Source organism: Thermoactinomyces sp. CICC 10735 (assembly GCF_016055175.1).
Taxonomy (GTDB): Bacteria; Bacillota; Bacilli; order Thermoactinomycetales; family Thermoactinomycetaceae; genus Thermoactinomyces; species Thermoactinomyces vulgaris.
In genome coordinates, this window is the sequence record NZ_JAECVT010000004.1 from 193,930 (window position 1) to 213,170 (window position 19,241).

Here is a 19,241-nt window from a genome sequence, read left to right on the forward strand (position 1 = left end):
GTTTCTCCTCCTATTTTGCTTCGTACCAGTTGCTCCCGACACTCACTTGCACTTTCAGTGGAACCGATAACCGGACAGCTTGTTCCATCGTATTCTGAACCAATTCTTTCATGACCGTCAATTCTTCTTCGGGAACTTCAAAGATCAATTCGTCATGCACTTGCAAAAGCAACCGGCTTTTCAACCCTTTTTCACGCATCAACCGGTCCACTTTCACCATCGCATGCTTGATGATATCCGCCGCCGTTCCCTGAATCGGAGTGTTCATGGCCGTCCGTTCGGCAAAACTTCTTTCCCCGAAGTTGCGGGCATTGATTTTGGGCAAATAACGGCGCCGGCCCAACATGGTGGTGACATAACCTTCTTTTTTGGCCTTTTCAATCGTGCTGTCCATATACTGCTTGATACCGGGATACGTTTCAAAATAACGCTCAATAAACAACTTGGCCTCTTTTTGCGGAATATCCAGCCCTTGAGCCAGGCCGTATCCGCTGATGCCGTACACAATGCCAAAGTTGACGGCTTTGGCTTGTCTCCGCATTTGATCCGTCACTTCATCTTCCCTGACCCCGAAAACATCCATGGCTGTTTGGGCGTGCACATCTTTATCTTCTTTGAATGCTTTTTGCAAATTTTGGTCTTCTGACAAATGGGCAAGGACTCTCAGTTCAATCTGGGAATAATCCGCAGACAGCATGTACCATCCTGTTTGAGAAGGGACAAAGACCTGGCGGATTTTTCTGCCTTCCTCCATCCGGATCGGGATGTTTTGCAGGTTCGGCTCGGTCGAACTCAACCGGCCGGTGGCCGTAACCGTTTGTTGAAATTGGGTATGGATTTTTCCATCCGGCCCAATCTCTTTTTTTAATCCTTCTATATAAGTAGAATACAATTTTCCAACCTGGCGATAATGTAAAATTTTCTCGACAATTTCATGTTGCGGAGCCAATTTTTCCAAAACATCCGCACTGGTTGAATAGCCGGTTTTCGTTTTTTTGATCACGGGAAGCCCCAATTTTTCAAACAAGATTTCCCCCAGCTGTTTGGGAGAATTGATATTAAACGGCACACCTGCAATGTCATGGATTTCTTCCTGCAACCGGTCCATTGACGCCTTCAATTCCCGGCCCAGCTCATCCAACCGTTCATGGTCCACCCGGACGCCCCTTTGTTCCATGTCAGACAAAATGGAGGAAAGCGGCAGTTCCATTTCATACATAAGCGCATCCAGTTTGGCTTCTTGCACTTGCTCTTTCAACAACGGGGTGAGTCTGTGAACAAACCGGGCTTTCCGCGATAGGTGTTCTGCCAGCTCATCCCCTTCCAATTGACGGCGTTTGACTCCTTTTCCATACACCTCTTCATCCGGCGGCAAATACCCTTCCCCACGCCGCTCAACGATATCAGACAAAGCCGGATGCGAATCAGACGGATCGAGCAAATAAGCCGCCAACAGCACATCAAAAGCCATCCCGTCCACCTGAAGTCCGGCATGTTGTTGAAAGGCGGTTTGAATCGTTTTGGCATCGTAGACAAATTTCGTCTTTTTTGAATCGGAAAGCCAATCGCGAACCATTTGATTTTCCCTCACCAACCCGGCCGGCAAAACCAGCTGGGTTTCACCGTCGGAAACCGCCATGGCCAGAAATTCCCCTTTGATCGGATGCGGTTCGGTCATTTCAACCACGAGCGCCTTATCCCCTTTGGAAAAAAAGGACTCCCACGGGCCGAGCGCTTCACCGGTTTCAATCCGGTGATAAGAAATGCTTTTCAAATCCCGGTCATCCTTCCGTCCTTCTTGCGGGGACAAGCGGGAAAGCAACGTGTTAAACGACAGCTTCTTAAATAACGAAACGATTTTTTCTTCATCCCGCTCTTTCAAAGCCAGATCATCCAATTCCAGGGACAAGGGAACATTGGTAAAGATGGTGGCCAGCTTCTTGCTCAACAGCGCCTGCGCTTGATGTTCTTTCACTTTTTCGCGCAATTTTTTCCCCGGCAACTCATCGGCGTGTTCGATCACTTCTTCCACCGACGGATAGAGACGGAGCAATTTGAGAGCTGTCTTTTCCCCGACCCCCGGAATTCCCGGGATATTGTCCGAAGTATCCCCCATCAAGCCTTTGAGGTCGATGATTTGTTCCGGTTTTAATCCGTATTTCCCGTCGATCGCCTTTCTGTCATAGTGCTCCACTTCCGTGATGCCTTTTCGGGTCAACAACACATGCACCCGGTCATTCACCAGTTGCAGCAAATCTTTATCCCCGCTGACAATCCGGATATCCAGGTCTTTGCGGTCACACGTTTTGGAAAGCGTCCCGATAATGTCATCCGCTTCATAGCCGCTTTCCTCGAAGTAAGGAATTTGAAAAGCATCCAAAACCTCTTTAATGAGGGGAAATTGCTCCCTCAGCTCGTTCGGCGTTTCTTTTCGCGTTCCTTTGTATTCCTGAAAATCTTTGTGCCGGAATGTGGTTTTCCCGGCATCAAACGCCACCAGCATGTGGGTCGGCTTTTCGTCTTCCAGGATTTTCATGAGCATCATGGTAAAGCCGTACACCGCATTGGTATATTGCCCGCTGGCATTGGATAAAAGCGGCAACGCATAGTAAGCCCGGTACGCGATGCTGTTGCCGTCGATCAAAATCAATTTACCCACGCTATCTTCACACCTTTTCCCATCACGTTTTCAAACATAAACCTATTGTAACATGTCCAAAATTCCTCCTTCCAGTCAATTGGTAACAATATGCGAACAAACGATCTGGATCTGCGCCTTTTGGGAAAGGATTCCACAAAAAAGAAGGGGCGGCAACACCCCTTTCCGTTTGTTTGTCCGGCTTTTTCCCTTTTAATCAACTATTCCGCCCGGCAACGCCCCCGTGCTGATCCGGCTCCGGCGGCTTCACATCGCCGGGTTTTTGCCCGTTGTTTCCCGGATGATCAATTCCGGGTTATACAAAATGCGTTGGCTTTGAAACCGGCCTGTTTGGATTTTGTCGATCAACAAATCCACCGCCGAATTTCCCAGTTCGGAGATCGGTTGGACCACCGTGGTCAGACACGGATAGGTGGCCCTTGCCAGAATGGTGTCATCAAAGCCGACCAAAGACAGCTGATCAGGAATTCGTATTCCTTTTTCTTTGGCCCCCAAAATCACGCCGATGGCCAACTGGTCATTGCAGGCAAAAATGGCGGTCGGCGGATCCGGCAAGCGGAAGAAGTCGTCCAAGGCTTTCATCCCGTTGGGAATCGAACCCCTGGTTTTGATCATATACTTCGGTTTCGGTTCAATGCCGTAAGTTTTAAGGGCTTGCAAATATCCTTCCGTCCGTTTCACGCTGGAAAGGGCCCATTGCTCACTGATGATGGCAATTTTCCGGTGCCCGTTTTGCAAATGGTGCATGGTTGCTTCATAGCCGCCTTTAAAATCATCCACAATCACTTTCGGTGCATCGATGGACGGGTCATCCTGCGTCAGCAACACCACCGGCAACCGGTTTTGGATCAATTCGGCCAGGATTTTTTTATTTTGGAATGTGGAACCGATGATAAAACCATCGATCAGTTTGTTTTGTAACAGTTCCACATACTTCTTTTCTTTTTCTTCATTTTCACCGGTACTGCACAAAATCACACTGTAGCCCCGTTCATGCGCCCGGTTTTCAATGATTCCGGCGATTTCCGAGAAAAAGGGATTGGATATATCCGGCACCAACAACCCCACGGTTTTCGTCCCTTTTCCCATGAGCGCCGAAGCCATGATGTTCGGATGATAATTCAACTCTTCCATCGCTTTTTGGACCCGTCTTTTTGTTGAATCGCGCATATTGCCGGTTTGGTTGTTGATCACTTTTGAAACCGTTGCAATGGAAACGCCGGCTCTTTTCGCCACATCATAAATGGTTACTTTCATGTCCTTTGCCCCACTTCAAATCTTCACAATCTCTTTTGGATATAAGATATCATAATTTTTCAAAGACATGGCTGTATTTTTGCCGTGATCTTTTCCCTTTCCCGGCCGGATCCAGGAAGCTTTATTTCCTGGCGGGTGCAATGGATTTCATCCGAACCAAAGAAGCTGTTTCAAACGATTTTTTGCAAGCATAACCAAGCAAAGTGGGCTTGATGCCATCCTGAACGCGAACGGGCGGCCGGCGATGTTCCAAAATGCACCGGATAAATTCTTCCGCCTCGCTCAGATAAGCTTGTTCAAACCGCTCCAAAAATCCGTCGACGCATTGTTTCACCACACCGGTTTCGTTAAAAATCATCACCTGATTTTTCTCTGGCACCGTACCGATCCGGAGAGATCCCTTGGTGCCGATGATTTCGGTTTCAATATGATAGCCGTGTGCACAGTTACGGCCGGCCACAAAAATGCCCATCCGGTTGCCGGAAAAGCGCACCATCGCTGCTCCCGTTTCCGCATCACCCAATCCGGCGAATTCAGGCCGTGCATAACTCCCCCCGATGGCCCAGACTTCTTCCGGCTCCGCATTCAAAAACCAGCAAGCCAGATCAAAATCATGAACGGCCATATCCAAAAAGAGGCCCCCGCTGTCATGATTTTTGGCGTACTTCAAAAAGCTGTCCATCTGTCCGGCCGGATCCAACCCGTAACAACGAATCAAAACCGGATCCCCAATCTCCCCTCTGTCCATCATTTTTTTCGCATCGGAATAAGATCGGTCAAAGCGCCGCATAAATCCCGGCATGAAGACCTGATCCGGATACCGGGAAACGGCTTTTTCCACTCTTTCGGCTTCCGCCGGAGACAGGCCGATCGGCTTTTCGCTGAATACGTGGAACCCGGCTTTCAGGGCCTTTTCGATCTGTTCGCAATGAAACGCCGACGGGGAAGCGATAAAGACCGCTTCCATTTCCCGGTTTCCGAGCATTTCATCATAATCCGTATAGCCATAAGGAATGCCCCATTTTTCTTGCACTTCTTTCACTTCTTCTTCCACAACGCTGCAAACCGCGATCAGTTCGCAACCGGGTATCCGGAAGGCCAGATTTTTCGCATGATGGTAACCCAGCCGGCCAAGCCCCACGATCCCGACTTTCACTTTTCTTTTCTTCATGATGCATTCCCGCTTTCGAAATGGTTTTTTCCATACCGGTCGCCCTCCACTTACAGACCGGTTTTTTGTTTGATGAACTTCCGGGCTTTCAGCGCATATTCCAACGGATTTGCTTTGGACGGATCCTGTTCGGCTTCCACAAGCAGCCAGCCCCGGTAGTTTGATTCAGCCAATATATTGAAAATATCCGTAAAATCAATGCCGCCGTCGCCCGGCACGGTAAACACCCCTTCGCGGACCCCGTCCAGGAAGCTTAATTTTTCTGCTTTTACTTTGGCTGCAATCGGATCCCGGACATCCTTCAAATGGACATGTTTAATCCGGGGCAAATACCGTTTCAACACTTCGACCGGATCTTCGCCGGAAAGATACAGGTGTCCGGTATCATAGAGAAGGAACACCCGGTTTTGATCGGTCATGCTCATCAACCGGTCGATTTCCTCTGTGGTTTGCACCCCTGTCCCCATGTGGGGATGATACACCATTTTCATTCCCTTTTCCCGGGCCAGCCGGCCAAGGCGGTTAAGTCCCTCAGCCAGCCTGTCCCATTCTTCATCAGTAAAACGGGGTTTCGCGGCAAAAACAGGTTGCCCGGTCTTTCCCTGCACGCTGTGCCCCTGTTCGGAAACCACGATGACTTCGGCTCCCATTTCATGCAAAAAATCACGGTGTTGGATAAACGCTTTTTCCGTCCGTTCATATGGCGCTGTGGTCAGATAAGCGCTGAACCAGGCTCCGGCAATTTCCAAATTCCTCAGCCCGAGCATTTTTTTCAGCAATGTGGTGTCGCGCGGATACTTATGTCCCACTTCGGTGCCCGCAAAGCCTGCCAACGCCATTTCACTGATACATTGTTCAAACGTGTTTTCCCGGCCGAGGTCCGGCATGTCATCATTGCTCCATCCGATGGGGGAAATCCCCAGTTTCACCGCGTCATTCTCAAACATCATAAATCCCTCCCGCGATGTCCGTCCATGCCCGGTCTCTTCAGTACTTTCTGGCCTTTTCCAACTCACTCAGGCGCTCCTGATAAGCTTTTTGGACGGATTCTTTTTTTGACACCTCGGCCACTCCGACATGCCACCAACTGCCATAACCCTTTGTCATGGTTTTGGGAAGCACCTTCACATCGATCAAGGTGGATACGCTTTGACGCTTGGAATCTTCCAGCGCCTGTTCCAAATCTTCCATGGTCCGCACCGTGTAGGTAACCGCGCCGTACGCCTCGGCATTTTTGGCAAAATCCACGTTCATGACAGGCCCGTCCAGCCGTTTCGATTTTTGGTCCCGCAAACGGAATTCCGTCAAAAAACTCCCCATCCCGTTGCTCATTTGCAGATTGTTAATGCAGCCAAAACCCGCATTGTCAAACAGGATGACATTGATTTTGAGCCCTTCCTGTATACTGGTGATCAATTCGGAATGGAGCATCATGTAACTTCCGTCGCCAACCATGGCATAGACTTCCTGATCCGGTCTCGCCATTTTCACTCCCAAAGCGGCAGCAATTTCATACCCCATGCATGAATAACCGTACTCCATGTGGTAAGTGTCCGGCCGGGTGCTGACCCACATGCGTTGCAGATCCCCGGGCAAGCTGCCGGATGCACCGACCACGATCGCATCCTCATCGATCCGCTCATTCACTTTTCCCAACACGGCCGTCTGTGTCAAACCCGATTGAAAAGCTTCTTCGTATTCAGACAGCTTGTCATCCAGATGGCCTGAAATTTCCGGCCGGTAGTTTTCGGCATGAGAATCGGTCGACCAAAGACGTTGAAGCTCCTTCTCCCAATCTTTTTTCGCCTGTTCGATTTCCCCCTCGTAACCGGATTGATAACCGGCTTTTTCCAGTGTAATCCGAAGCTCTTCCAGCCCGGCCTTTGCATCCGCCACCATTTTGACGGCATCCAGTTTGGACGCATGAAAATCTGAAATGTTGAGGGTGACAAAATCAACGTGGCGGTTTTGGAACAGCTGTTTGGAGCCCGTTGTAAAATCGGTGAAACGGGTTCCCACCCCGATCACCAAGTCGGCCTCTTTAGCAATGCGGTTGGCCGCCAGGTTTCCCGTGACACCGATCCCTCCCAGATTGAGCGGGTGGGTGGACGGCAAGGCACTTTTTCCGGCCTGTGTCTCGGCAAAGGGAATGCGAAACGCCCGGGCGAACCGGTCCAGCGCCTCACCGGCATCGGAGTACCGGACCCCGCCGCCGCAAATGATCAACGGCTTTTTCTTGTTTTTGAACAATGCCACGACTTGTTTCAATTCCAACTCGTCCGGTTTTCTCCTGATGAAGGTATGAACACGCTTTTTGAAAAAAGATTCCGGATAGTCATAAGCCTCAGCTTGGACATCCTGCGGCAAAGCAATCGTCACAGCCCCGGTTTCCGCCGGATCCGTCAACACACGGACTGCATGGAGCATGGCGGTCATCAGCTGCTCGGGCCGGGTCACCCGGTCCCAGTACTTGCTGACGGGGCGAAAAGCGTCATTGGTCGTCAAACCGGCATTATAAGGCTGCTCGATCTGCTGCAGGACCGGATCCGGTTGGCGGGTGGCAAAGGTGTCACCGGGCAAAAGAAGAAGCGGGATGTTGTTGGCGGTGGCCGTTGCCGCGGCCGTCACCATATTGGCCGACCCCGGCCCCACCGATGAAGTACAGGCGATTAACTTTCTGCGGCGGTTTTGTTTCGCAAACCCGATGGCTGCATGAGCCATTCCTTGCTCATTTCTTCCCTGGTAAACTTTTAAATCCCCCGGATCCTGTTCGAGGGCTTGTCCCAAACCGAGTACGTTTCCGTGACCAAAAATGGTGAAAATCCCGTGAAACAATTTCTCCTCTTTTCCATCCACCATCACATATTGACTGTTCAGGAATTTAACCAACGCTTGTGCCGTGGTCAGTCTCATTTTCTCTCCCCCCTGATCGCCGTTACTTGCGTATGGATCAGACCCAACGGCTGGTCACCACTTTTTTGCGGGTATAAAATTCCACACTGTCTTTCCCGTTGGCATGCAGATCCCCGTAAAAAGAATCTTTCCAACCGGAAAACGGGAAAAACGCCATCGGAGCCGGAACGCCGATATTGACGCCGAGCATCCCGGCATCAATCGATTCGCGAAATTTGCGCACGGCGCCGCCATCCCGGGTGTAAAGGCAAGCCCCGTTGGCAAAGCGCGACCGGTTGGCGATTTTTATGGCTTCATCCAAGTCGTGGACACGGACAATGGAAAGCACCGGGGCAAAAATTTCTTCTTTCCAGATCTTCATGTCTGTACGGACGTGGTCAAAAATGGTGGGCCCCAAAAAATAACCTTTTTCCCGGGCCTTTGGATCTTTCCGCCCGTCGCGGATCAATTTGGCCCCTTCTTTTTCACCTGCTTCAATGTATTTCAGTGTCCGTTCTTTGTGTTGTTCACGAATGACCGGCCCCAGGAAACTGTTCTCATCCATCCCGTTTCCGATCTTGATGTCGTCCGCCTTTTGCACCAGTTTTTGAATCAATTCGTCCGCAACCGCCTCTTCCACCGCCACCACGGCTGCCGCCATGCATCGTTCCCCGGCCGAACCAAATGCGGCATTGATAATCTGCGTGGCGGCATTTTCCAGGTCGGCATCTTTTAAAACGATCGAGTGGTTTTTGGCGCCGGCCAGCGCCTGAACCCGTTTTAAATTGGCTGTCCCCCGTTTGTAAACATATTCAGCCACCGGTTGGGAACCCACGAAGGAAATGCGGGGAACATCGGGATGATCCAGCAAGCCGTTCACCACCTCATGTGCCCCGTGCACAACATTGAGAACGCCTTTGGGCACCCCCGCTTCTTCCGCCAGTTCCACCAGACGGTTGGCGGTAAGCGGCGTCCGCTCGGACGGCTTTAAAATAAAGGTGTTGCCGAGTGCAATGGCGATCGGAAACATCCAGCACGGAACCATCATCGGAAAATTGAAGGGCGTGATCCCCCCGATCACCCCGACCGGATAACGATACACCGACGATTCCAGTTCACTGGCAATGGTGGCGAGATTTTCGCCCATCATCAGGGAAGGAGCTCCCGCGGCAAACTCGACATTCTCCATCCCCCGCTGCACTTCCCCTTTGGCTTCGCGCAAATTTTTCCCGTTTTCCATCGTGATCAAGGCCGCCAACTCATCCGCATGATCGGCGATCAATTGCTGGTATTTGAACAGGATGCGGGCCCGTTTGGGGACAGCAACGTTTTTCCAAGTTTCAAAGGCCTGTTTTGCCGCTTTCACTGCCCGGTCAACTTCTTCCCGGGTGGAAAGAGGAACATACGCAATGACTTCCCCCGTGGCCGGATTGAAAACGGCTTCCTGTTTTCCCGAACCGGATTCCACCCATTCTCCATTGATATAGTTTTTCAATGTGCTCACCACAGTATTTGCCATATGAAAACCTCCAGTAAAATATGAAAATACTTCATCAGATACGACCCTTTGCCGGATCAATCATCCAGCTTTTCCGCCGTCCGGAGAAACGCATCCAACTCTTCCTTCGTCGGCATGGCTTCCGAACAGCTGTGCCGGGATATGACAATCGATGCCGAAGCGCTCCCGTACTCCATCGCCTCCGGAAGATCCCATCCGTTCAACAGGCCGTAGATCATGGCCGCTGCATAACTGTCCCCTGCACCGAACGTTTTGAGCACTTTGGTTTTAAAAATTCCTCCCGTATGTGAATGGCCGTTTTTTGTATAAGCAACGGATCCCTTGGAGCCGTGTTTGATGACCACGATTTTGGCATGATAATCAAACCACTTGCGGGCGGTGTCTTGATCCGTTTTTTTCTCTTTGGCGAATGATTCCATGATGTCAAACTCGTCCCGGGTGCCGATGATGACATCACTTTTTTCCGCCGCCAAATGATAATAAATCGCCGTCTCTTGTTCCGAATTCCAGGTATACGGCCGGTAGTCCAGGTCAAAAAAGACGATCACCCCGTGTTTGCGGGCATAATGCAATGCGATAAACACCGCCTCACGCGACGGGCTTGCGGCAAGGGCCGTGCCGGAAATGAGCATCGCTTTGGCACTTCGGATATAATCTTCCGATATTTCCGACGGTTCCAGTTTCAAATCCGCAACATTATCCCGGTACATCAAAATGCTGCAGTCTTGCGGGCTTTTGATTTCTGTAAACGTCAGGCCGGTCACCGCCCCCGTCTTGTCCACAACGACACCGGAAGTATCCAGATTTTTCTCTTTCAAAAAACGAACGATGAACCTTCCCATCTGGTCATTGGAAACTTTTCCGACAAACCCGACATTCAATCCCAATTGCGCCGCGCCGATTGCAATATTTGCCGGCGAACCGCCCACATATTTGGTAAAAGACCGGACATTTTCCATCGGTTGATTGATCTGGTCCGAATTCAAGTCGATGGCCAGCCTGCCAACAGCAATCAGATCCAAGGGACGGCCGGCTTTGAAACCCAACTGATCCACATCGATCCCCCTAACCTCGCGATTTTGAAAAAAGCAGACTTGCATCCGCAAACTGTTATTTAAGCGCTTAACTTTTGAAAAATAATGATTTCCCTCTTTAAAACTTCTCAAACAACCACTCATGTTCCGGAGCATTTTTAAATTTCCAGGTCCGGACCGGTCCGGCCATCACGTTGAGGTAATAAGACTCATACCCCGGCACCGTTGTGACCGGATGGTAACCCTCCGGCACCAGAACCACATCCCCGTTTTCGATGCACATCGTTTCATCCAGCGAACGGTCGTCATTATAAACCCGCTGAAAGGCAAACCCATTTTCCGGATGAATTTTGTGATAATAGGTTTCCTCCAAGTATGATTCATGCGGAAGATTTTCCGTATCATGTTTATGCGGCGGATAACTTGAAGTGTTGCCGTCCGGGGTGAACACTTCCACCACAAGCAAGCTGTCCGCCTCCCGGTCCTCCGGAAGAATGTCATGAATTTGGCGGAACATCTTTCCGGATCCCCGGTTGGACTGCCTGACCTCTTCCGGGGAAATCAGCCTGGCCGGGAAAGTTCCCTTTCCGGGAGCCGAGCACACCGCCAATTCCAAATCCGTCAATGCTTCCACCTGATAGTGGTCTCCACTGGGAACATAAACAGAATAAGGCGGGATTTTTTCAAAAACACTCATCCGTTTGCCGATGCCCTGAAATTCCTTTTGCCCGGTTTTCACATTGGCTTTTCCTGACAACAACACCAGGCAAACTTCATGGGTGCCGGTTTTTCTTTTCAGCCGGTCCCCTTTTTTTAACCGATAAACCTCCAGTCCCACATACTTCCACCCTGCCGATTCCGGTGACACACAATGGATCCTGCCCTGTTGATCCGGATCATGGGGTTTCAGCAGCAAATGAGACATGATTTCCCCTCCTTTATAACAAATTAAAGCGCTTAACCTATTCTAAATAGAGTATATCGCATCCGTATTTTTTACACAATGATGAAAATACAAGATATATTCAGAAAAAAATCACTCATCCAATCCTCGCACTTTGACAGGTTTTCCGCTTTTAAGCGATGCTGTTGCAGCCTCGGCGATACGTTGGGCCATGATTCCATCTTTAAATGTGGTTTGAATGTCGCTGTCGTTTTCAATCGCCCGGATGAATTCTTTGACTTCCCGGTCAAAGGCTTCGTTGTACCTCTCCAAGAAAAAGTGAAGCGGATTGTCACTTTTTATCCCTTCCTCCGACCAACATTCCACTTTGGATTCCGTCTCGTTGTTCACATGTACCGCCCCTTTGGAGCCAAAAGCTTCCAGCCTCTGGTCATATCCATAAACCGTCCGGCGGCTGTTGTCAATCACGCCCATGGCCCCGTTTGCAAATTTCAACGTGATGACGGCGGTGTCCACATCCCCCCATTCGGCCAGTTTTGGATTGACCAAGGCCGCTCCATGCACAAAAACTTCTTCCACTTCCGTGCCGGAAATAAAGCGGGCCATATCAAAGTCATGGATGGTCATATCCATAAAGATGCCCCCGGAACGCGATACATAATCCAAAGAAGGTGGATTGGGATCTCTGGAGGTGATTTTCAAAACATGCAAATCACCGATGACTTTCTTTTCCACCCATTGCTTTACCTTGCGAAAGTTCCTGTCATACCGCCGGTTAAATCCCAGCTGAAATTTCACTCCCGCGGACTTCACCGCTTCATAAGCCTCCAATGTTTCCTGATCGGAAAAACTGACGGGTTTCTCGCAAAAAATGTGTTTGCCCGCACCGGCAGCTTCTTTGATGATTTCAGCGTGAGTGTCCGTGGAGGAACAGATGAAAACCGCATCCAGTTCCGGATCATGGATCAGTTCTTTATAATTTTTTGTCAATCTTTCTGCCCCGCTTTCCCGGAACCAGTCTTCCAGCTGGTCGGCAAAGAGGTCGGAAACCGTTTTTAACCGGACATTGTCCATCTTTTTCAGATTGTTGACATGCAACTTCCCGATCCGTCCTGCTCCCACCACGCCAACCGTGATTTTTTTGCTCATAAATTATGCAGTCCTCCCTTTCATCTCCGGTACACCCAAGGCCTTACCGGGCCAGTCCCAGCGGTGAAAACACCAAGTATGTCATCAGCACCGCCACCACCGCCAATACCCCGACCCAACCGGCATGTTTCCATGGCGTCAAATCCACTTTGTGTTTGCCTTCCTGCAGCACAAAATGTTTGTCCGCCGGTTTGATTTTCCCGATCCACCATAAGATCAACACATCGGCCAAAAACAGGACGCTTAAGACATACAAGTAATGAATGTGCGACAAAAACAAACTGGCCAAGGCATACGTCACAACATGGAAAGCAAATGTCACTTTCGCTCCGAAAGCGGTTACATTTTTGGAGTAAAACCCCAGGACAATGACCGCCAACAGCGGCATGCTGTACAAGCCGTTAAATTGTTGCACGACGTTATACAATCCGGTGGGCGCAAAAGAAATCAACGGAGCAATGACGATGGCAACCAATCCCACGATGACGGTGACGGCTTTTCCGGCTCTGGCCACTTGTCGATCCGTTGCGTTCGGGTTGAAAACCGGCTTGTAAAAGTCCAATGTAAAAAGGGTTGCCGTGGCATTCAATGCGCCGACAAACGAACTTAAAATCGCCCCGAAGATCACGGCTCCGAAAATCCCGTAGGCCCACCCGGGCAAAACCGCTGCCACCAAACTGGGATAGGCGTCATCCGGGGTGGAAAGGGAATTTCCAAACAAGTTAAATGCGATAATCCCCGGGAAAACAAGGAACAATGCGCCGATGATTTTAAAGAAACCGACATACAAGACCCCTTTTTGTCCTTCTTTGAGGTTTCTTCCGGCAAATGCTTTTTGGACAATCATCTGGTTTGTGCACCAATAAAACAAATTGTTGAAAAACATCCCGAAAAAAAGCGTCGGCCATGGAACGATTTTTGAATCGACTGCGCCGATGGCATTCAACATTTCCGGCGTATTGGTGCGGACCACATGGAATCCGTCCGTGAAACTTCCATTCCCCAGGACGATCAATCCCAACACCGGAATGGACAAGCCCCCGATCAAAAGCCCGACACCATACAAGGAATCGCTGAATGCGCCCAATGATAATCCGCCCATCAAAAGATAGGCCAAACCGATCATCCCGATCATTGCCGAAACCAAAGCAACCGACGCCAAAGCATCGATGCCCAGGGACTGATTCACGCGAAAAATTTTGTTAAACACCAGAGAGCCGGAATACAACACGACAGGCAAAAACGAAATCATATAAGTGAAAATAAACAAGATGGAAACGATTCGTTTGGTGGTGGTGTCATAGCGTTTCTCAATAAAATCGGATACGGTATCCACTCCATACTTCAAATACTTCGGCAAAAAAACCAACGCGAGCAAAACAATCGCAACCGCCGCTGTGACTTCCCAAGCCATGACTTCCATCCCCGCCATGTAACTCTGTCCGTTTTGCCCCACAATCTGCTCCGTGGACAAATTGGTCATGAGAATGGAACCGGCGATGGTGATTCCCGTCAAACTGCGTCCGCCGAGAAAGTACCCTTCGGAGCTGGTATTGTCAACGATGCGGCTTCTCTTGTAGGCAAAAATCCAGATGGCTGCGATGACCAAGATGAAAGACAGAATAGAGAAATAAAACAAGTCGTCTCTCTCCTCTGCTTGTTTTTTGACACAATCTGCAAAAACATCCCCTGAAAAGATCCGTTGTGTGGACAAAAAAACAGAAAACGCTTGATTTACAATAAGTAAAGCGCTTAACTTAAAGACAAAAAAGAAAAGGTTAACCCCATCCGACTCCCTTCCTCCTCTTTATCCCCTCCCTTTCTTTTCTTGCAAACGCTTTCTTACCTTTTAGTATAATTGCAAATATATTTGAAATCAATGTATTTTTAGATTATTTTGTATCATCAGCTTGACAGTTTCATAAAAAAAGAGAGGGCTTTTCAGCTCTCTCTTTTCCTGCAGCTTGCAGGCTCCCCATCCTCATCCACCTGCCTCACACCTCCTCCAAAATGCCATCCTTTTGACTCCACCCATTCAAGAAAAGCATCCACAAACTCATCCAGATCCACGTTTTGATTTTGGTCATTGGCAAAAACACAACCGTCCACCAGTACTCCGATCTGTTTTTTCTTATCCATATCCGTCCATCTCCTCCTCGCCAAGTTTATGCTTTTGAAACCGGCGGCTACTCTTTCATCCGCTCACCGGCACCTCTTTCCGCCCTCTTTCTGGGATTCAACACATCCATCAATCGTTGCCTGAGAAGCCTTTGGTTCTTCTCTTTCACTTTGTTTTTGAGCTCAAAAAGATTGGTTTCCTCAGGATCGATCAGTCCGGTTTTCCGGTAGAATTTCTCGATTTCATCGATCGTTCCCTTAATTTCTTCGGAAACCTTGCCAAACGACTCATCGATCTCCTCTTCCAAGACCAACAAGCCCAGATCCATTTTCATGGCAATCACCAGCTGTTCCAAGCTGACTTTCCTTGCTTTGGAAGCTTTCCTGTATTCATGCCACTCCGTGATCTGCTCCAAAGGGACATTTCCATAGTGTCTCCTGCCCATATTGATTTTGCTTGTCACTTCCAAATAGCAACTTGCCGTCCAATTTCCCAACAGGTCCATCACCGTGGGGGAGACGACCAGGTATTTGCTTCTGCAAAACTGGTAAAAATGCTCGATTTCCTTTTTCAAATTTGCCAGTGCATCATGATAATCCGGCCGGACGGCCGTTCGCTCAAACTCCTGTTCAATCTTCTGCACCTTCTCCCAAATCCGGCTGTATGCCTCAAACTTTTGATCATACACTTTCTGGCTCATGACAGCCGTTTTCGACCGGTTGTAAATATAAAAGGTTGTGACCACCGTGAGCGCTGTCACCAAACTCTGTATCGCTCCTCCATATACCTCCGGACTGTTCAAAGCCTCCGGATCCAGCCCGAGGGATTTGAAAAAATCCTTGGTATGGGGGGAAATAAAAAATTTGAAATTGATGAATAAGAGCACGACAACAAAAGCGGCGATCCCCCATTTCACGGCTCTTTTCCATTTTTGCCTTCTCAAAATCTTCTGCCTCAATTTCCCGTCCATCGGCTCGGGGATGTCTAAAAAAAGCATCATGCATGACCTCCATTCATCGTTGACATGAGACATTATAAACTGCAAAATGTTCCAAAACATCCCCCTTGAACCATTTTTGGGACAACGGGAGCAAAACACAAATGAAAAAACAGGGAACATCACCGTCCCCTGCCTGTCCTTCTTGCTTTTTCCGGTCCCTTCCGGCTTCGAAAAATCCCGCAAAGGGGACCGGAAAAAAACTGTTAATTCAAATCCATTTGTTTACCGGTTTCCATATATACAACACTTTCGGCAATATTGGTGGCATGGTCCGCGATTCTTTCCAGGTCGGATGCAATCTTCATCGCCATGAGTATCTTTCTGAGATCGGTGGCCACCGGTTGTTGGGTTGCAATCAGTTTGACCACGGTATCATCAATTTTTTCTTCCATCTCATCGACATGGTGGTCTTCCCGGATCACTTCTTGCGCCACCGTGACTTCTCTTTTCTCAAAAGCCTTGAGCGCTTTGTGAATCGAAATTTCCACCTGCTCCCCCATCTTCAACAACATGGACTCCAGAGAGAAAAGAGTTAAAATAAAAATTCTTCATTCATTCAACTTCGGCTTTGAAAGTCGTGAAAGACTTCAGAGTATTGGCTTTGGAAATCATCAAAAAAGTCTTTTTACTCAATTGCTTTTGTGCAATTGGGACGATTAAAAGGGGAAATCCCCTTCATATATCACGCAAAATATAGCGGAAATGTTCCACTTCATAATCTTTATGCAATCAAGTTCAACAATTCTTCTCTCCTAATTTTCCTATCACTGCCTGCCGGATAATTTTCCAATAGGTATTGTTTTAAACGATCTGCCTTTGTCCTTTCTCTTCAATAAACTCTCCACCCACTACTGTCATAAATCCAACATCTTCTATTTTTAGACTTGCTTGACTCACTTTCTTGCCATCCAGACTTTCCAAGACTTCATAAACTTTTTCCCAAGTAGGATTTGAAATTACTTTTGATTTATTTTGAATACTTAATTCATAATTTTTCAATATATACCACCTACCAACTTTGTCTTTTATATCCCGGTCTTGGACGAATTATTTCCTTTCCATCAGGTGTTTTAACAATCAATTCATCTAGTCCCACTTCTTCAACTAGATTTTGAACACCTCTACCATCACCACATGGTCCGCAAAATGGACGGTCTACCACTAATGTGGCTTTCCCACCTAGTATCTTTTTGCTCTTTCTATACTTATATAAATGCCAAAATACATCGCCTTCTGCATGAGTATAGGTTTGTCCATTTGTAGCAAATTTCTCCCGGGGGGTACCTAGTTTTCCTATTTTTCTTTTGCCCATTCCTTCCTCAATTCTGAATACCCTCCTACATCAATTCCCCATCCACTTCTTCCCCAAATTTGTACTCCATCCGATTCAAGTACTGCGACGGTATTTCCACTCTTCAATATATCATTTTCTATTAACAAGTTATCCTCTTTTAAAAACGGGATTCCTAATTCTTTTCTTAATTTAGCAACATATTCTAAGCTTAGTTTTCCTTCCGCTTTTCTATATTTTTCTATTGAATTTACCTTCACTATTTTCTGTCCTTTAATAATTGCACCGTTTTTTAGTTTATATCCTTTTCCTTTTAACCCTTCTTTACTTAAATCTGTATATTCTGCTATATGTTTTACATTTTCTCGTCTTTGTTCCAGAGAGAGTGGCTTTGCAGATGAAGAATTTCCACCTGAAGTTACTCCATCTGGAGCATGAAAACAATTAGAAAATGGAATATCAATTAAAGCGTGATATCTCCCCGTTTGCCGAACCGCAACACAATCGCCAACTTTGTTGAAAACATTTTTGACAATCGGGGTTTTGGCCAGTACCGGTTCCAGTGATGCAACGGCTTTATTAATCGCTGGTTGGGCAAAGTGAACCACGGCGACGGAGCCGGCTCCAAAAATTCCTGCCAAAATGGCATTTTTCCAATTGATCTTCCGTCCATGCAAAATATCGTCTGCCACACTGGTGCCGGCACCCTCGACGGCTCCGATGGCTCCGCCTTTACCAAACATTTTCTGAAGAGGTGCCGGCAATTTGGAAACCAGTTTTTGTCCTCCGCGAAGAACAGGCCCCAAGACTTTGGAATTCTTGGCACCCATGATCAGTTTTTGTCCGATACCGCTCGCCAATCCCCGGGAAGCTCCTGCCGTGATGCCTCCGCCGACCAATCCCAAGATGCCGCCAATGGCTACTTCCAAGAAGGTCATTTTGTTAATTTCCCAACCATTCAGGGCCATACTGATCACAAATGACAACATACCACTAAGTACGGCTCTCCCTAACGGTGTGGCAAAGATGCACAAGACGATCCCCAAAATCAAAACACCGGCAAAAGCTATATATTCTTTATATTTTTTCACCCATTCCCAAGCCGTTGACATCGTATCAATCACGACTTCTGCCATTTTGGAGCAAATCTTGGTGAGCCAATCCCAAAAGGCAGCCGCTTTCTCTTTGGTCCATTCCCATGCCCCTGAAATTTTGTCCCCGAACCAATCTCCAACCTTTGACAATGATTCGGTAACAGACAATTGAATTTCTAACTAATTTTTAACAAAAAAAATAAACCTGCTCTTTTGCAGGTCAAGCAATATGCTTCAGTTTTTGTGTATATTAAATTTTCAGGTGTTCGAGTTTTTCAAGATCCATATAATCCCAGAAGAAATTAAAGTTAGGTTGGGCACAAGCTTTACTGAAGTGGAATTCTTTTAATGAATGATCCAACGGACGGGCCAAGAAGGACCCTCTCCTTTCCTCAACCAAACCGGCCTTGAATATATTCTTCCGTCCGGCGGTCCCGGGGCCGGGTAAACAGTTGCCAGGTGTCATTTTCTTCCAACACTTCTCCGTTTAAGAAAAACACGGTTTGATCCGACACCCGGGCGGCTTGTTGCATATTGTGAGTGACCATCACAACAGTGTAATTTTCCTTTAACTGGACAACCAATTCTTCCAAGCGTTCGGTGGAAACCGGATCCAGGGCGGAAGCCGGTTCATCCATCAGAATGATTTCCGGCTCCACCGCCAACACGCGTGCAATCACCAAACGCTGTTTCTGTCCTCCCGACAACCCCATGGCCGACTGGTGAAGCCGGTTCTTCACTTCCTCCCATAAATGGGCTTGCGTCAATGTCCGTTCCACAATCTCATCCAGCTTCTTTTTTTCTTTCACCCCGTGAACACGGGGCCCGTACGCCACATTATCGTAAATGGAAACGGGGAAAGGGTTGGGTTGTTGAAAAACCATCCCCACTTTTTTCCGGAGTTGCACCAAGTCCACTTCCGGTTCATAAATGTTTTTCCCGTCAATCAAAATCCGGCCGTAAGTCTTCACCCCCGGAATCATGTCGTTCATCCGGTTGATGCTCCGGAGCAAGGTGGACTTCCCGCACCCGGAGGGACCGATCAATGCTGTGACTTTGTTTTTCCTGATATTGAATTGAATGTTTTTCAACGCTTGCTTCTCCCCATAAAAGAGATTGAATTGTTTAATGGAGATTTTGTCCGCCATTTGA

At 48.2% G+C, this 19,241-nt stretch carries 16 protein-coding genes and 1 pseudogene; all 17 read right to left on the reverse strand.

Annotated features, from left to right (window positions below; all coding sequences use genetic code 11):
* Window positions 1-10 precede the first annotated feature (10 nt).
* Window positions 11-2,659: a DNA polymerase I gene (polA, locus tag I8U23_RS09915; protein ID WP_198051000.1), complete on the reverse strand. Its 2,649-nt coding sequence runs from the start codon at window positions 2,657-2,659 to the stop codon at window positions 11-13.
* Between the two features lie 246 nt (window positions 2,660-2,905).
* Entirely contained in the window at window positions 2,906-3,916 is a 1,011-nt protein-coding gene (locus I8U23_RS09920) for a LacI family DNA-binding transcriptional regulator (protein ID WP_198051001.1), read from the reverse strand.
* A 121-nt stretch (window positions 3,917-4,037) separates the two neighbouring features.
* Entirely contained in the window at window positions 4,038-5,087 is a 1,050-nt protein-coding gene (locus tag I8U23_RS09925; RefSeq protein WP_198051002.1) for a Gfo/Idh/MocA family oxidoreductase, read from the reverse strand.
* 50 nt (window positions 5,088-5,137) lie between these two features.
* The gene (iolE, locus tag I8U23_RS09930; RefSeq protein ID WP_049719789.1) at window positions 5,138-6,034 is read right to left on the reverse strand and encodes a myo-inosose-2 dehydratase; all 897 of its coding nucleotides are present in this window, start codon (window positions 6,032-6,034) and stop codon (window positions 5,138-5,140) included.
* A 40-nt stretch (window positions 6,035-6,074) separates the two neighbouring features.
* On the reverse strand, window positions 6,075-8,000 hold the full coding sequence (gene iolD, locus I8U23_RS09935; protein ID WP_049719788.1) for a 3D-(3,5/4)-trihydroxycyclohexane-1,2-dione acylhydrolase (decyclizing): 1,926 nt from the start codon (window positions 7,998-8,000) through the stop codon (window positions 6,075-6,077).
* 37 nt (window positions 8,001-8,037) lie between these two features.
* On the reverse strand, window positions 8,038-9,498 hold the full coding sequence (locus tag I8U23_RS09940) for a CoA-acylating methylmalonate-semialdehyde dehydrogenase (protein WP_049719787.1): 1,461 nt from the start codon (window positions 9,496-9,498) through the stop codon (window positions 8,038-8,040).
* Window positions 9,499-9,554: 56 nt separating this feature from the next.
* Window positions 9,555-10,553: a 5-dehydro-2-deoxygluconokinase gene (gene iolC / locus I8U23_RS09945; RefSeq protein ID WP_198051003.1), complete on the reverse strand. Its 999-nt coding sequence runs from the start codon at window positions 10,551-10,553 to the stop codon at window positions 9,555-9,557.
* 97 nt (window positions 10,554-10,650) lie between these two features.
* The gene (gene iolB / locus I8U23_RS09950; protein ID WP_049719785.1) at window positions 10,651-11,457 is read right to left on the reverse strand and encodes a 5-deoxy-glucuronate isomerase; all 807 of its coding nucleotides are present in this window, start codon (window positions 11,455-11,457) and stop codon (window positions 10,651-10,653) included.
* A gap of 111 nt (window positions 11,458-11,568) precedes the next feature.
* Window positions 11,569-12,585: an inositol 2-dehydrogenase gene (iolG, locus tag I8U23_RS09955; protein WP_198051004.1), complete on the reverse strand. Its 1,017-nt coding sequence runs from the start codon at window positions 12,583-12,585 to the stop codon at window positions 11,569-11,571.
* A gap of 43 nt (window positions 12,586-12,628) precedes the next feature.
* Complete coding sequence (locus tag I8U23_RS09960; protein ID WP_049719783.1) at window positions 12,629-14,224, reverse strand: solute:sodium symporter family transporter; 1,596 nt, start codon at window positions 14,222-14,224, stop codon at window positions 12,629-12,631.
* A gap of 302 nt (window positions 14,225-14,526) precedes the next feature.
* Window positions 14,527-14,724, reverse strand: a complete 198-nt coding sequence (locus I8U23_RS09965) for a hypothetical protein (RefSeq protein ID WP_049719782.1) — start codon at window positions 14,722-14,724, stop codon at window positions 14,527-14,529.
* 47 nt (window positions 14,725-14,771) lie between these two features.
* Window positions 14,772-15,704 carry a type 2 periplasmic-binding domain-containing protein gene (locus I8U23_RS09970; RefSeq protein WP_049719781.1) on the reverse strand — a complete coding sequence of 311 codons (933 nt, stop codon included), beginning with the start codon at window positions 15,702-15,704 and terminating at the stop codon, window positions 14,772-14,774.
* Window positions 15,705-15,907: 203 nt separating this feature from the next.
* Entirely contained in the window at window positions 15,908-16,204 is a 297-nt protein-coding gene (locus I8U23_RS09975; RefSeq protein WP_232335521.1) for a phosphate signaling complex PhoU family protein, read from the reverse strand.
* A 301-nt stretch (window positions 16,205-16,505) separates the two neighbouring features.
* Window positions 16,506-16,703: a hypothetical protein gene (locus I8U23_RS09980; RefSeq protein WP_198051006.1), complete on the reverse strand. Its 198-nt coding sequence runs from the start codon at window positions 16,701-16,703 to the stop codon at window positions 16,506-16,508.
* Window positions 16,704-16,713: 10 nt separating this feature from the next.
* Window positions 16,714-17,016: a hypothetical protein gene (locus I8U23_RS09985; protein ID WP_049719778.1), complete on the reverse strand. Its 303-nt coding sequence runs from the start codon at window positions 17,014-17,016 to the stop codon at window positions 16,714-16,716.
* A complete protein-coding gene (locus tag I8U23_RS09990) occupies window positions 16,998-18,131 on the reverse strand; it encodes a hypothetical protein (protein WP_131470841.1) in 1,134 nt (377 codons plus the stop codon). The genes I8U23_RS09985 and I8U23_RS09990 overlap by 19 nt, the downstream gene beginning before the upstream one ends.
* A 350-nt stretch (window positions 18,132-18,481) precedes the next feature.
* Window positions 18,482-19,216, reverse strand: a pseudogene (gene pstB / locus I8U23_RS09995) (phosphate ABC transporter ATP-binding protein PstB); the annotation flags it as partial.
* Between the last annotated feature and the right edge of the window lie 25 nt (window positions 19,217-19,241).